This window comes from Pseudactinotalea sp. Z1732 (genome assembly GCF_049724975.1).
Taxonomy (GTDB): domain Bacteria; phylum Actinomycetota; class Actinomycetes; order Actinomycetales; family Beutenbergiaceae; genus CALKWS01.
In genome coordinates this window covers 428,712-443,012 of record NZ_JBMPQC010000001.1, presented here as the reverse complement: position 1 = coordinate 443,012, position 14,301 = coordinate 428,712, and the positions used below count along the sequence as shown (strand labels likewise).

The following is a 14,301-nucleotide window of genomic DNA, read 5'->3' as shown; positions in this document are numbered from 1 at the left end:
ACGCTGAACCTGCACACCGAACCAGGAGCCCCGATGCCCCAGTACGTGACATTCGCCCTCCCCGACGTCGGTGAAGGCCTGACCGAGGCCGACATCGTGGAGTGGAAGGTCGCCGCCGGTGACCGTGTTCAGGTCAACCAGGACATCGTGGAGATCGAGACCGCCAAGTCGCTGGTCGATCTGCCCTGCCCCTACACCGGCGTGGTCAGCGAGTTGCTGGTGGAGGTGGGGCAGACCGTGGAGGTCGGCGCCGCGATCATCGTGATCGACACCGACCCGGACGGGGAGGCGGCTTCCGACGACGGCGGTGCCCAGCAAGAAGGCGCCGCGTCTGGTGACGACGCTCGCTCGAGCCGGGGGGTCGGCGAGGCTACCGACGCAGCCGCTGCGCCCGGCGAGGACACCGGCACGAACGCTGGGGCCGGCGAGGACGCGGCCTCCGGCCAGGGGGCCGGCCAGGACACGGACTCCGGCGGACCGGACGCCAGCGGCACCGAGGAGCCCAGCGGCGACGTCCTGGTGGGTTACGGCACCAAAGGCGTGCGCACCCGCCGTCGCCGCCGCGCGACCCCCACCTCCACTCCCACCACTCCCCCCGCCTCCACTCCCACTCCCGCGAGACCGGTCAAGCGCGACCAGGCCAGCCGCGCGCCGGACCGGTCTCAGGGGCGTTCGTCCGGCTTCACGGGGGCCGGCGCCGGTCTCCCGGGACCGAGCGCCGCGGGCGGTGAGCAGACCGGCCACGTGCTGGCGAAACCGCCGGTGCGCAAACTCGCCAAGGACTTGGGGATCGACCTGGCCCGGGTCCCGGGCACCGGCCCGGGCGGAATCATCACGCGCGAGGACGTCGTGGCCGCCCAGGCTCAGGAGGAGGCACGGAGCCTGGCCACCTATCCCGGCGATGACCAGCCCTGGCTGGATGGGAGCACTGTCTCCGAGGACGGCCGCCAGTCCCGCGTGCCGGTACGCAGCGTGCGCCGGCGCACCGCCGAGGCGATGGTGACCTCAGCGTTCACCGCCCCGCACGTGACGGTGTTCACCACCGTGGACGTGACCAAGACGATGAAACTCGTGGAACGGCTGCGCGCCGACGCAGAGTTCGACGGCGTCCGGGTAACACCGCTGCTCATCGCTGCCAAGGCACTGATCCTGGCGATCCAGCGCAACCCCGCGATCAGCGCCGCCTGGGACGAGCAGGCCCAGGAGATCGTCTACAAGCACTACATCAACCTCGGCATCGCCGCGGCCACACCGCGCGGGCTGGTGGTGCCCAACATCAAGGACGCCCACCGGATGAACCTGCACGAGCTGGCGGTGGCGATCGGTGACCTCACCGGCACCGCCCGGGCCGGGAAGACCACCCCGCAGGCGATGAGCGACGGCACGGTGACCATCACCAACGTGGGTGTCTTCGGCATCGACACCGGAACCCCGATCCTGAACCCGGGGGAGTCGGCGATCCTGGCCTTCGGCGCGATCGGTCAGCGCCCCTGGGTGCACAAGGGCAAGCTCAAGGCCCGCTGGGTGACGCAGTTGGCGTTGTCGTTCGACCACCGCCTGGTGGACGGTGAACTGGGTTCGCGCGTCCTGGCCGATGTTGCCCGGGTGATGGCGGACCCGACGCAGGGTCTCGTCTGGGGCTGAGCGGACCGACGAGGAGCGGCTGCGTGCTCATCGGTGCCGATCTCAGTCGTCGTAGAGCCCGGCTCGGTGAGCGAGGATCGCCAGTTCGGTACGGTCGCGGGCATCCAACTTGGTCAGGATCCGGCTGACGTAGGTCCGGGCGGTGGCGTGACTGAGGTAGAGGTCAGCGGCGATCTCGCGGTTGGTCCGGCCGTGGGCGATCTTGGTGAGTACCTCGACCTCCCGCTCGGTCAGGCTGGACAGGTCCACCTGGTCGGCGGCGGGGCCCGGCGTGGCCGCGATGTGCGCCATCACCTTGCGGGTGACCTGCGGGGAGAGCAGGTTCTCCCCCTGGGCGACCGCGTGCACCGCGCGGCGCAGGTCTGCGGAGGATGTGTCCTTGAGCAGGTACCCGGCGGCCCCGACGCGGACGGCGGCGAGAATGTCCTCGTCGTCATCGAAAGTGGTCAGGATGAGCACCCGGGTGCTGCTCAGTTCCGGGTCGGCGCAGATGGTGCGGGTGGCCTCGATGCCGTTCATCGCCGGCATCTGCAGGTCCATCAGGACCACGTCGGGTCGGTGGCGATGGACCGCCCGGATCGCGCTGTGCCCGTCGCCGGTCTCGGCCACCACCTCGATCCGCGGGTCGAGGCTCAGGAGGGTGCGCAGACCCGTGCGGACCAGTTCCTGGTCATCAGCCAGCAGTACAGAGATCATCGGGTCCCTCCGACCCGGCCGTCCGGGTCCGGCCGGGTGGGAGGGTAGTCGAGCGGCAGGTGAGCCCGGACCACGAACCCGTTGTCCTCCTGCTGTGCCGTGAGGTGCCCGCCGACGTTCACGGCCCGTTCCCGCATACCCCGGATTCCGTAGCCGGGCCCGCCCGCGCCGGTGTCGGCCCGACGCGACGGCCCGGAGTCGCAGATGACGATCCGTACCTGCCCGTCTCCGGTGGTGACCGCTATCCGGGCGGCATCGGCCTCCGAGTGCTTGACCACGTTCGTCAGGGATTCCTGGATGATCCGGTAGGCGGTGGCCTCCAGGTGCCGCGGGAGCTCGCCGGGCAGGGTGATCTCAGTGTCGACGTCGATCGGCAGGTGAGCCAGCAGCGAGCGCTGCAGATCGACGAGTGTCGCCGGCGCGGGGCTCGGTTCCCGCCGCTGCAAGGTGCGCACCGTACGGCGCAGTTCGCTCATCATCGCCCCGTTGGTCTTCTGCACCACCTCCAGAGCGTCGCGGGCGGTCTCCGGGTGCGTGACCATGGACTCCCGCGCGATGTTGGTGTGCATCGAGATCACCGTGCCCTGGTGACCCAGGGAGTCGTGCAGTTCCCGTGCGATATCCGCGCGCTCGGTGGTGATGGCGGCCTGCGCCAGGGCGCGCTCACGCTCCTCGGTGGCCCACAGCAGCCGGGCGGAGTTCTCCCGCAACTGGTTGCGCAGCCGTAGACCGGTGCCCAGTGCGATCGCTGCGGCCATCAGCAGCACATCGTTGGCGAGTTCATAGCCGACCAGCAACGCCACGTCCTGCCCTTCGGCCAGCCGCACACCGTAGCCGACCACGAGCAGCAGGCCGGCCGCGCCGATGGCCCACCACCCCCTGCCGAACTCGGCGGCCGAGAACAGCGCTGCGACCGCCGGAACACTGAGGCCGACGACCGGGTAGCCGGCGGCGTAGTAGATGAACAGGCTGAGGACCGTGATGCCCAGGACCACCAGCGGCCGGCGCCGGCGCACTAGCATCAACGAGCCGAGCATCAGCGCCCACAGGTAGGGCACCACCTGGGGACCGCGGTCGCTGCCCAGGTTCGCGCTGATCATGGCGGCCAGGGTGGCGAACAAGGAGATGGCCAGCACCGTATCGAGCAGCCAGCCCTGCACCGCCGAATAGCGGGCGTCCACCTGCGCAGCGCGCGTCGGGAACATCGCTTTAGTGTAGGCAGGCAGGACGTCGGCGGTGAAGTCGCCGCCGGGCGACGCCGGCAGTCGCCGCCCTGCGACATCGAACCGCGACGCTGGGCGGATGCGGCCCCGGGAAGGAGGTTCCTAGCGTTGCGGATATGAGACACATCGACTCGCCTTCGCCCCCCGAGAACCAAGCCACGGCATCACCGTCCCGGGCGCAGCGGCTGCACTGGCCCCTGATCCTGCTCCTGGGCGCGGTCGCCCTGACCCGGCCGCTGCTGCACATCACCGGTGTGATCGGTGGTCCTGTTCCGTCCGGGCCGCTACCGGTGCTGGCCGTCACGGCCGCGATTACGGCGGTGTGGGTCGCCGCGGTACTCCTCGCCGGTGTCGAGCGTCCCTTCGTGACGGTGATTCTCGCGGCCCTCAGTTACGCACTGATGAGCATGATCCTGTCCGCCATCCTCTCCCCGATCCTGCTCGGTGAGTTCCAGGGCCCGCTGGCCAATCCGCTGGCGATCGGACCGATGCTGATCACCAATGCCCTCTGGGGGGCGATCGCCGGGGGCATCGCGCTGGGTCTGCGTCGGATGGGGGTGCGGCGATGAAACGCCGGAGTGTCTCCTTCGTCGCAGTCCTGACCTATACCTGGCTGCAGATCATGCTCTTCGGTGGCCTGGTGGCCGAGACTCTCCTTGTCTACCCGAACGTGTTCGCCGACATCCCGCGTTCGTTCGAGGCCACGATGGAGTTCATGCAGGTCACCGATCCCGGGCTGCTCTTCCCCCCGTTCGGGGCGGCGACCATCCTCGTCGGCCTCATTGCCCTGGTCCTGGTCTGGCGCACCAGGGCGGTGCGGTACTTGCTCGCTTCCAGCCTGGCCGCCTTCGGCCTGGGCAACGCCCTGTTCTCGGTACTGTTCGCCTGGCCGCGCAACGTCATCATGTTCGAGGAAGGTGCGCAGGTGCACTCGGTGTCCTACCTGGAGCAGATCGCCCAGGAGTTCGTGCTCGGGCACTGGGTGCGGCTGGTGGCGTCACTGATCACCGCGATCCTGGCGGGGGCCGGTTTCCTCACGCTGTCTCGCCGCCGGCTCACCGCCGGGTAGGCGAATCCGGTTCCCTCACCAGTTCTGGCCGGAGCCGTCGCCGCCGCTTTCCTGCTGCTCCTGCTCCTCACGGTCCCGCTGCGCCTGGCGGTTGCGCTCCTCCAGTTCCTCCTCGCGCGGGTCGCCCGGCTCCTCCGCCTCGGTCTCGGTCGGGTCCCCGTTGTCTCCGTTGTCGGTCTCGGTTTCCGTCGGGTCCCCGTTCTCACCCTCGTCGGTCTCGGTGGGATCCTCGTCCTCACCGCCCTCGGGGGTTTCCTGTTCCTGCTCCCCCTGACCGCTGTCCTGCTGGTCCTGCTGCTGTTGCTCCTGCTGCTCCTCGGCCTGGTCCTGGCTCTCCTGTTGACGCTCGTCGGCCTCCTCGGCCTCCTCACCCCCGCCGCCGCCGTCGACGCAATCGGCCAGCATCTCCTGCGCCTGCTCGTAGTAGTCCAGCGCGGTGCCGGGGTCCTCAGCCAGCAGGGCCTCATCGCCCAGGCCCTCCAAGGACAGCGAGTAGTTGGTGCGCACCGCGCACTCCAGTTCCCCGCGTGATTCCTCCTCGGGCGCCTTGGGCACCAGATCCAGGGCCATGCCCAGCGGCACGGTGGCGCCGAAGAAGTCCCCGGCGGAGTACACCGCGGTGCCGGCGTTGAAGTAGGGCTTCCACGGCTCCACCACGTTGAAGAACTCCAGATGGCCGAACCGGGTGGCTGCGGTGTTGTGGTTCTCGTTGTCGTAAGCGCTGATCCCGGCGGTGTTGATGACCACCGCGGAGAGGAACTTCAACGCCACCAGGAACGCCAGCATCACCACCGGTGCGGACCACCAGAGCAGCAGGCGCCGCCGGCGACGCAACGTCTCGGCGAAGCGCGCGTCCCGGATCTCCTCGGTGGTCTTGAACTCACCGGGGGGTGGCAGGATCTGCGTACTCATAGTGCGCCCACCTTCCTGGCGCCGTCGCCGGCACTCGAACCAGTATCCGCACCGGAACCCGAGCCGGATCCCGGACCCGAGCCCGAGCCGGAGCGACGCCGGTCCCGCTCCGCCCCGTCGTGACCGCGCCGGTTCCTGGGCATCTCCCGGGTCAGCTCCCACGCCTCCCAGGCCAGCAGCAGGGCCAGCACCGCGGCCGCGGGCCAGTAGACGTCGGCGTAGTGGCGTACGTCGCGCCGCCCGTCCTCGGCGATCTCGTCCACATCGATGCCCGAGACCAGGTGGTCCACACCGTCCGGGCTGATCCGGTGGTCGTAGGCCAATCCCAGGTCCGCAGCCACGGTGCGCAACTGGCCCTCATCGATCACCGAGACCGCGGGCTCCCCGGTGGCCGGGTCCATGATGTAGGGCGCATCGGTGCCCGGCCCGGAGTTGGCGGTACCGTCGTAGGAGCGCATGTTTCCGCCCTGCGGAGTGCCGTATCCCAGCACCGCACCGCCGTCGACCAACTCCGCCAGTGGGGCGTAGGAGTCGACCTCACCGCCCTCGGCCTCGTTGGTGTTCTCGCCGTCGGAGAAGAAGAACACCAGCCGCACGTTCGCCGGGTTGCGTTCTGCCGCGGCACTCAGGGACTCCCCGAGCGCCTCCAGCGGCCGGTCGATCGCCGAGCCTGCCGAGTATGTCGTGATCTCCTGATTCACTGTGTCCGCCCAGGACCGCACCGCCCGGGAGTCGGTGGTCAGCGGCAACTGCCGGGTGGCCTGGGAGTCGAACCCGATGATCGTGTAACGCGCACCGGGCATCGCCTCGGTCAGGGCCACCAGGTCGTGGCGCACACCCTCCAGGCGGGGCTGGGTGCCGTTGTAGTCCTCCGCAGCCATAGAGCCGGTGCGGTCCACGACGAAGAACAACTCGGCGTTCGAACTCACCTGGGTGCTCTGGCTGCTGGGTACCGCAGGGGTCAGTGCGATCGCGATCAGGGCCAGGACCATCCCGCACCGGCGCAGCCAGTGCAACCGGCGCTGCCCGCGGCCACGCACCGACTGCCAGATCGTCAGCGCCAGCAGCGGGGCGAATACGATCGCGGTGACCCACAGCGGCCACATCATCCGCAGCGTCATGAGCGCAACCTCCACACGCCCAGTTGGTAGAGCACCAACAGGACCACCAGGATGCTGAAGTAGCGCTCCGGGGTGTCGGTGACGATCACCTCGGGGGTCGCGTCCAGGTCCACCGCCTGCTGGGCGGAGATCTCATCGATGATCTGCGGCACCGCATCCGGGTCGTCGACGTGGTGGAACAACCCGCCGTGGCGTTCGACCGCATCGCGGTACTCGGCCTCCTCCTCGGCCTGCCGTGGATTGTTGGTGGGGGCGTAGATCCCGTGCAGGCTGATGTCGCGTTCGTTCACCATGTCCACGGCCTCGTCCAGGCTGAACACGCCCTCACCGAACACCTCGTTGTCCCCGGCGAGGATGATGGTGCGGGAACGCTCGGTGTCGGCCTCATCGAAGTTCAGGGCGCAACTGGCCAGGCCGTCACCGATCAGGGAGGAGGCATCTCCGCTGCCGCCCTCGGTGCCGGTGATGAACCGGATCAGCCGGTCCACCTTGGCGGAGTTCAGGTTGTCCACGGGGGAGTAGATGTCGAAGTCCAGCGCCTCGGCGGCCTCGGTCAGTTCGGCCTCGACCAGGTCGTAGTCATCGGTGAGGGGGAACACGGTGCGGGAGGTGGAGTTCCAGATCGACAGCGCGATCCGCTCCCCATCGAACTCCGGCAGCATGGTCAGGAACTTCTCGGCGATCTCGGTGTCGTACTCGATCATCGAACCGGACACGTCCAGGCACAGCACGATGTCGCGGTAGGCCATCTCCTCCGCGCGCAGGTCCCGTTCGACCGGGCGCGCGGCCAGGACCCCGGTCAGCACCGTGGCGCCCAGCAGCAGCACCCCCATGAACCCCAGCGCGGTGCGGTAGCGGCTGAGCCGGGACCGGTAGGAGCGCAACGTGGTCAGGTAACCGGCGTTGGCCACCCAGCGCACGTCCTGGTGCTCGGTGGGGCGACGCCGGGCGAACCAGCCCAGGATCCCCAGGATCACCACGGCGAGCACAACGGCTGCGATCGCCCACGGGTGCATCGTCACCACTCGGAGATCACCGCCCGCGCGTCGTTCGTGGCGGACAGCGCCTCGGCGTCGGAGTCGATCGCGAAGGCCGGCTCCTCGTAGTCACTGAGCAGGTCGGTGAGCCGGTCGGTGCCCTCCAGCCGGGCCAGTTCGCTCACGGTCAGGGAACTGGTGTCCATCCGCAGCCGGCCGTTGGCGAAAGTGCGCAGGATGTGGTTCAGGTCCAGGTGCAGGCTGCGCAGGTCCGTCTCACCCTCGCGGTAGCGTTCCTCGGCGGCGTCGACCTCCTCCAGCGTGGTGCTGCGCAGCGAGGCCCACTGATCGCGGCGGCCACGGCGTTCCGTGGTGGCCGGACGCTCGCGGGTGTACCGGAACACGAACACGTACCAGGCCGCGATCAGCACCAGTAGCGCGATTCCGATGATCAGCACCCAGGGTGCGAACGCGAACGGGTCCACCGGGTCGTGGATGGACACCGCGGTGATCTCGGCGGCGATCACGTCAGCGGCGGACACGCTTCTGCCTCCGCAACAACTCGATCATCCGGTCCACCAACTCGTCCTCGCTGTTCGCGGTCACCCCTTCCACGCCCTGCCGGCGCAGCATCGCCTCCACGTCCAGGCGCCGCTGCGCCGCGGCCTGGGCCGCCTCGGCCGCCAGGTCGCTCCGCGAGCGCAGGAACTCCGGGATCTCCAGCGGCACGTCCACGTCCTGCACGGGTTGATCCACCTCGTCGGTGGGCAGCGCGTCCCCCACCCGGAAGACCATCACCTCGTGCCGGGTGCGCAGTCGTTTGATCGACAGTTCATGGTCCGGTTCGGGCCGGGCCTCATCGGTGATCACCACCACCAGCGACCGGCGCGGGAACCAGGTGAGCACCCGGTCCAGCACCCGCTGCAGGTCCGAGGGCGGGGAGGCCAGGTCCAGCATCGCCTCGTAGCGACGCAGCAGCATCTCCATGTGCAGGTTGCCGCCGCGGGCCGGGATCTGCTGGATGCGTTCGGAGTCCCCGGCCACCATCGCCACGGTGTCGCCGCGGGCACGGGCCAGGAAACAGACCACCTCGGCCGCGAACATCGCCACGTCCGACTTCGGCCCGCCCGATGGCGCGGTGGCTGCCATGTTCCGGCCGGTGTCCAGGGCCAGCACCATCGCCAGGTTCGAGTCGCGCACGAACCGGCGGATCACCGGGATCGCGTTGGATGCCGAGGCCTTCCAGTCGATGTCCCCGACGTCGTCACCGAACTGGTACAACGCCATCTCGTCGAAGTCCTGGCCGTGCCCGGAGTAGATCGACCGGTGCCGCCCCTCCAGCAGCCCCGAGGCCCGCCGGACGGTGGGCAGGTCGAGGCGTGCCCGGATCTTGGCCAGCCGGGACGTGGTCCGGGACGCCGGGGTGGTCACGGGCTGGGCACCGCCGCGAACACCGCGTCGATCAGCGACTCCGGGGCCACGTTGTTCGCCAGCGCGTCGTAGGTGCGCACGATCCGGTGCCGCAGGATGGAGTGCCGCAGTGCCTTGACGTCATCGGGTACCACGTAGGCGCGGCCGGCTTGGATGGCCAGGGCCTGGGCGATGCGCATGAGTGCGATCCCCCCGCGAGGGCTGGCCCCCACCCGCACGTGCTGGTTCAGGTTCGGCAGTGGCCGCGGGCCGCCGCCGCGAGTGGTGTTGATCAGCGCCACGATGTACTGCTTGATCGAGGTGTCCACGTACACCTTCGCGGCCAGGGCCTGCATGAACTCCACGTCGGCCAACGACACCGGCTCGGCGGTGATCGGCGCCGCCATCGAGCCGTCGTTGATGCGCACCAGGATGTCCACCTCCTCATCCGGGCCCGGGTAGGTCAGCACCTCCTTCATCAGGAACCGGTCCATCTGCGCCTCGGGCAGGACGTACGTGCCCTCCTCCTCGATCGGGTTCTGCGTGGCCAGCACCATGAAGGGCTTGGGCAGCGGGAAGATCTCACCGCCGATGGAGGTCTGCTTCTCCTGCATGGCCTCCAGCATCGCCGACTGTGTCTTGGCGCTGGAACGGTTGATCTCATCGAGCAGCACCAGGTTGGCGTGCACCGGACCGAGCTGGGTGGAGAACTCGCCCGTGGCGTAGTTGTAGATCTGGGTCCCGACGATGTCGTTGGGCATCAGGTCCGGGGTGCACTGGATCCGGTGGAAGGACCCCCCGACAGCCTGCGCCAGTGTGTGCGCCGCGGTGGTCTTGGCCAGGCCCGGCACCGACTCCAGCAGCACGTGCCCCCCGGCCAGCAAGGACGAGACCAGCGCGGTCCGCAGCGCCTGCTGACCCACGATCCGCTGATCGAACACGCGGGTGATCCGGCCGAGCAGTTCGGTGGCCCTCGCCGTCTCGTCGTAGGAGATCGGGGAGGTTCTCGGCGCCAGGTGCGACGCAGCGGTGCTGGACATGGTCTCCACTCACGTATCGGGGCTGCTCATCGGCGGGGCGAGACAGGATCTCGGTTCGGAAAATCGGTCGGGTAACGATCGGTGCCGCCACGGCGATTATGCCAGCCGAATCCTGTAGTGACGCGGGACCGTGATGGGCAGCACTGCCCATCGACCCCGGCCCGGGCACGACGCAACAATGAGGTCAGGGGACGGGAATGGCCCGCCTCGGGCCGGTTGCCATGGCACCAGCGGTGGTGCGCCATGCGGGTCACCCACGTGCGCATCACCGCGGCCACGGCAGCCACGACCGGGCCGCTCCTGCGTCCGTGCCCGCCGATTAGGCTCGGTGTGTGAGCACTCCCCTGGCGTCCGGGGCCCGCCTCGTGCTGGCGGTGGTCCCGGTCGCGGCCCTGGCCGCCCTGGCGGCGCTATCGCTGTCCGGGTCGGCGCAGGCGGAACTTCTCGGGGACCCCGGGGCCTGGGTGCGTTGGGGTGGGCCGGTCCTGGGAGCGGCTCATCACCTCGCTGCGGCGGTGGTGCTGGGCACGCTGGTGCTGCTGTTGGGGGTGCTGCCCTACCGGGGTGGCGAGGCCCCTGCGTGGCGCCGGGCGATGACGATGCTTGCGTGGGCTGCCCCGGTGTGGGCGGTGCTGAACCTGGCCGATGTGCTGCTGCGGTACGCCCGCGCTGCCGGGCGCCCGGTAGGCGGAGCGGAGTTCGGGCAGGAACTGGCCTATTACCTCACTGAACTGTCTGCCGGCCGCGCCTCGCTGGTGGCCACCGTGCTGATTGCCTTGGCGGCGGTGGTCTCGGTGGGCATCACCTCCTACCGCGGGGTGGCGGTAGCCGCCGTCCCGGCCTTCGCGGTGCTGGTGCCGTGGTCGGTGCGTGGGCACGCCGGTTCGGCCGCCGACCACGAGACGGCGATCTCGGCGATGTGGTTGCACCTGGTGTCGGTGTCGGTGTGGGTGGGCGGCCTGGTGGTGCTGTGCCTGCTCGCCCGGACTCTCGGGGAGCACACCGCCGACGTGGTGCGCCGATACTCCACGGTGGCGCTGTGGTGCTTCGTACTGGTGGGTGTCTCCGGGTTGGCCAGCGGGTGGTTGCGGCTGAACGATCCCGGCGACCTGACCGGCCGCTACGGGGGTTTGCTGGTGGCCAAGGCCGTGATGTTCACCGGCCTGGGGGCGCTGGGCTGGTGGCACCGGCGCCGCACCGTCACTGCACTGTCCAACGGTGCTTCCCGGGTCGGGGCGTTCTGGCGCCTGGCCGGCGGTGAGGTCTTGCTGATGGGGACGGTGATCGGGGTGTCCGCGGCACTGGCGGTCACCCCCACCCCGGTGCCCGACATCCTGCCCTACGTCCCCGTTCCGGCGGAGGAACTCTCCGGGCGGCCCGTGCCCCCGCCACCGCAGATCGGAACGTGGCTGACGCAGGCGGACCCCGACGTGCTACTCGCCACCGGCGTCGTCGCGCTCGCGGTGGTGTACCTGGCCGGGGCGCGCCGGGTGGCCCGGCAAGCACCGGATCAGCCGTGGCCGCGCCGACGCACCGGCGCCTTCCTGACCGGGGTGGCAGTGCTGGGTTGGGTGATCATGGGAGGTCCGGCCGTGTATGGCCAGGTGATGTTCTCGGCGCATCTGGTGGTACTGGTGACGATCACTTTCGTGGTCCCGGCCTTGTGGGCGATGGGTGCGCCGGTGAGCCTGGCGTTGCAGGCACTGCCGCCACGACCGGATGACTCCCGCGGCCCGCGCGAGTACCTGCTGGCGCTGACCGGCTCACGTGCGGGCCGATTCTGGGCGCGTCCGGTGGTGACCACCGCCACCGTGGCGCTGTCGTGGGTGGTCCTGCACGCCACCGGGCTGTTCCACCTCGCGCTGACCACCCGGATCGGGCTGGTGCTCATGCTGGTCCACTTCAGCGTGCTGGGCTACCTCTTCGTGACCATCTTCCTCCCCACCGACCCGGCGTTGCGGCAGGCCGTCGGCGGGCGGCCCACCCCGGTGCACGTGGTGGCACTGGGACTGGTGGCGGCAGCACTGCTCGCGGTCGGGGTGGTGGTGCTGGCGCGGATGGACCGGTTGCTGGCCGCCGACTACTTCGGCGCGCTCGGTCTGCCCTGGGGTGTGGACGCGCTGGCCGACCAACGCGCTGGGGCGCTGGTGCTGGGGGTTCTGGGCGGGATCCCGATGCTGGCACTCATCGCCGTGGCGGCCCGGGCCCAGCGGGCCGGCTCCCAGGAGCTGCCGCCCCTCGTCGCGCGCGACGACGGAGGTGCCGGCCCGCGGGCAGTTCCGCCGGCTGCGGTCCGCCCGGAGGTGCCGGCACCCGATGACGAACTCGACGATGCCGAGGCCCGCGCCTACGCCCGGATGCTCGCCCGACGTGACCGCGGCCGGCGGTGAAGTGTCTCCGCTCGGGCACGGTGCCGGGTGCGGTCCGAGCTGGTGGCTCAGGGCGCAGCGATCCGGTCGACCTCGTCGATGAACCCGTGCACGCGCCGCTGCCAGGCTGCCAACTGCTCGGCTTCCCCGGGGTACTCGGTGTGCCCGGCGTCGAAGACGAACTCCTCAGCGCCGTCGATCGCGTTGCGCACGCCGAACTGCCCGGGGGGCGGCACCGCCGGGTCCCACAGCGCGCAGCCGAGCAACATCGGCACGTCCAGGAACGTTGCCGCGGTGGAGGCGTCGAAGAACGCCAGCACCGCACGCGCCCCGGGATGTGCGGCCACATGGGAGCGCACCGCCTCCCCACTGCCAGTACACGGCATCTGCAGGCGCAGGTCGTACTGACCGAAACTGGGTACCCGGAGCACCCCGGAGACGAACCGGTCATCCCAGGGCAGCGCCAACGCCCCGATCCCACCACCGAAACTCTCCCCGACGAAGTGCAACGGCACCTGCCCGACGGCGTCGCGCAGCGCCGTGGCGGCGCACCAGATGTCCTCGGCGCACCCTCCCAGGATGTAGGAGTCGACCGAGTCGATGCCGACCAGCACATGCTCGGCAGCCAGGGCCGGCAGGTCCGGCATCAGGCTCGCCGTCGGCAGCCCCCGGGCCACCGGCCACAACACCGCTGTGCCCGGGCTCAGAATGCCCGGCTCGGGTCCGCTCCGGCCACCGTACCCGTGCGATTGCACCACACCGCGGTGCACCCGCCCGTCGCGCGGCAGGGCGAGCCAGCCACCCAGCCGCCGGTCATCGGCGCCGGGAAAGTCGATGCGGTACAACTCATGGGCGCCGACAGGGCCGAGCGCGGCCCTTCGCATCGTGCCGTGCACCGCACGGGCCCGCTGGTACCGTGCGCGCCAGTGCTCGGCGAACCCCGGCGGAGTCGGACAGGGGCGCACACCGCGAAGCGCGGCGAGATCATAGCCATAGGTGGCATCGAAGGCGTCCGGGCCGAACCACGCTGCGAAGTCCGCGGCCCCGGTCACAGATCCTCGATGGCCACATCGGTGCCGGTCACCCGCAGGGCCACCCCGCCGGGGCGAACCTCGAGGTGGTCCAGCAGCAGCGGTTCGGGTAGGTCGCTCAGTTCCACCTCCAGGTCGCTGAGCCATCCCGTCATGGCGTCGGGCAGGTCGGCGGCCTCGATGCGGGTACCACCCAGTTCGATCGTGCCCACCGTGATGGCGATGGACCGACCGCGGGCCTCCGGAACGAGGACCGCGGCGAGCGGTACCCCGAGCAACTGCGACCGGGCGGTCAGATCGGTGCCCTCCAGGTCGATGCGGACCCCGTCGGGCACTCCCGCCGCCGCGAGCAGCGCCTGCAGCGTCTGGGCCGGGGCGAGGGCATCAACCTGCAGGTGCTCCACCCGGTAGGGCTCACGCAGGTGTATCCCACGCAGGTACACGTGGGTGTCGTGGGCCGAGAACGCGTCGATCTGGATTTCGGAGGCGCTCACCTGCGCCGACCCGACCCTCCCGGTGATCAGCTGCGGTAAGAAGAGCGCACCGTCGATCTGCACCTGCAGATCGTCGGAGACTTCCGGCAGCGCCTGGCGAAGTTCTGATGCCAGGTGCGACTCCGCCCTTGCCCGTAGTAGGTGATCGGCGCCGTACAGCACTGCGGCGACCAGTGCCAGGGCCAGCAGCAGCGCAACCACGCTGCGCGGGCCACGTGGCCGATGGGGGTTCTTCCTCGCGCTCACGAGTGTGGCTTTCGAGGGGGCGGCGTGGGCCCGCAACGCGGGGTGGCAGGGCCTGGTGCACCGGGCGCG

The 14,301-nt window shown here is 70.0% G+C and carries 14 protein-coding genes; 4 read left to right on the top strand and 10 right to left on the bottom strand.

Annotated features, from left to right (window positions below; translation table 11 throughout):
• The first annotated feature begins 33 nt into the window (after window positions 1–33).
• On the top strand, window positions 34–1,644 hold the full coding sequence (locus ACPL7H_RS02085) for a dihydrolipoamide acetyltransferase family protein (RefSeq protein WP_424795491.1): 1,611 nt from the start codon (window positions 34–36) through the stop codon (window positions 1,642–1,644).
• 42 nt (window positions 1,645–1,686) lie between these two features.
• On the opposite strand, the gene ACPL7H_RS02080 is transcribed toward ACPL7H_RS02085, so the two are convergent.
• Both ACPL7H_RS02080 and ACPL7H_RS02075 read right to left on the bottom strand, forming a co-directional pair.
• Window positions 1,687–2,340 carry a response regulator gene (locus ACPL7H_RS02080; protein ID WP_424795490.1) on the bottom strand — a complete coding sequence of 218 codons (654 nt, stop codon included), beginning with the start codon at window positions 2,338–2,340 and terminating at the stop codon, window positions 1,687–1,689.
• Window positions 2,337–3,545 (bottom strand): histidine kinase, encoded by a 1,209-nt coding sequence (locus ACPL7H_RS02075; RefSeq protein WP_424795489.1) that lies wholly within the window; start codon window positions 3,543–3,545, stop codon window positions 2,337–2,339. Before ACPL7H_RS02075 ends, ACPL7H_RS02080 begins: the two co-directional genes overlap by 4 nt.
• Window positions 3,546–3,679: 134 nt before the next feature.
• On the opposite strand from ACPL7H_RS02075, the gene ACPL7H_RS02070 reads away from it, so the two are divergent.
• Together ACPL7H_RS02070 and ACPL7H_RS02065 are read left to right on the top strand one after the other, a co-directional pair.
• On the top strand, window positions 3,680–4,132 hold the full coding sequence (locus tag ACPL7H_RS02070) for a hypothetical protein (protein ID WP_424795488.1): 453 nt from the start codon (window positions 3,680–3,682) through the stop codon (window positions 4,130–4,132).
• Complete coding sequence (locus tag ACPL7H_RS02065) at window positions 4,129–4,632, top strand: hypothetical protein (protein WP_424795487.1); 504 nt, start codon at window positions 4,129–4,131, stop codon at window positions 4,630–4,632. Before ACPL7H_RS02070 ends, ACPL7H_RS02065 begins: the two co-directional genes overlap by 4 nt.
• Before the next feature lie 15 nt (window positions 4,633–4,647).
• On the opposite strand, the gene ACPL7H_RS02060 is transcribed toward ACPL7H_RS02065, so the two are convergent.
• The 6 genes from ACPL7H_RS02060 to ACPL7H_RS02035 are packed head-to-tail and all read right to left on the bottom strand — an operon-like array spanning window position 4,648 to window position 10,092.
• Entirely contained in the window at window positions 4,648–5,544 is an 897-nt protein-coding gene (locus ACPL7H_RS02060; RefSeq protein WP_424795486.1) for a hypothetical protein, read from the bottom strand.
• Window positions 5,541–6,665 (bottom strand): vWA domain-containing protein, encoded by a 1,125-nt coding sequence (locus ACPL7H_RS02055; RefSeq protein ID WP_424795485.1) that lies wholly within the window; start codon window positions 6,663–6,665, stop codon window positions 5,541–5,543. The genes ACPL7H_RS02060 and ACPL7H_RS02055 overlap by 4 nt, the downstream gene beginning before the upstream one ends.
• Window positions 6,662–7,687 (bottom strand): vWA domain-containing protein, encoded by a 1,026-nt coding sequence (locus tag ACPL7H_RS02050; RefSeq protein ID WP_424788740.1) that lies wholly within the window; start codon window positions 7,685–7,687, stop codon window positions 6,662–6,664. Before ACPL7H_RS02050 ends, ACPL7H_RS02055 begins: the two co-directional genes overlap by 4 nt.
• On the bottom strand, window positions 7,684–8,184 hold the full coding sequence (locus ACPL7H_RS02045) for a hypothetical protein (protein ID WP_424788739.1): 501 nt from the start codon (window positions 8,182–8,184) through the stop codon (window positions 7,684–7,686). The genes ACPL7H_RS02050 and ACPL7H_RS02045 overlap by 4 nt, the downstream gene beginning before the upstream one ends.
• Window positions 8,171–9,073 (bottom strand): DUF58 domain-containing protein, encoded by a 903-nt coding sequence (locus ACPL7H_RS02040; protein WP_424788738.1) that lies wholly within the window; start codon window positions 9,071–9,073, stop codon window positions 8,171–8,173. The genes ACPL7H_RS02045 and ACPL7H_RS02040 overlap by 14 nt, the downstream gene beginning before the upstream one ends.
• A complete protein-coding gene (locus ACPL7H_RS02035) occupies window positions 9,070–10,092 on the bottom strand; it encodes an AAA family ATPase (RefSeq protein ID WP_424788737.1) in 1,023 nt (340 codons plus the stop codon). The genes ACPL7H_RS02040 and ACPL7H_RS02035 overlap by 4 nt, the downstream gene beginning before the upstream one ends.
• Before the next feature lie 332 nt (window positions 10,093–10,424).
• Here ACPL7H_RS02035 and ACPL7H_RS02030 point away from each other — a divergent pair, with 332 nt between their 5' ends.
• A complete protein-coding gene (locus tag ACPL7H_RS02030) occupies window positions 10,425–12,482 on the top strand; it encodes a cytochrome c oxidase assembly protein (RefSeq protein WP_424795484.1) in 2,058 nt (685 codons plus the stop codon).
• Window positions 12,483–12,529: 47 nt separating this feature from the next.
• On the opposite strand, the gene ACPL7H_RS02025 is transcribed toward ACPL7H_RS02030, so the two are convergent.
• Window positions 12,530–13,513, bottom strand: a complete 984-nt coding sequence (locus ACPL7H_RS02025; RefSeq protein ID WP_424795483.1) for an acetylxylan esterase — start codon at window positions 13,511–13,513, stop codon at window positions 12,530–12,532.
• Complete coding sequence (locus ACPL7H_RS02020; protein WP_424795482.1) at window positions 13,510–14,232, bottom strand: DUF2993 domain-containing protein; 723 nt, start codon at window positions 14,230–14,232, stop codon at window positions 13,510–13,512. Before ACPL7H_RS02020 ends, ACPL7H_RS02025 begins: the two co-directional genes overlap by 4 nt.
• Window positions 14,233–14,301 lie beyond the last annotated feature (69 nt).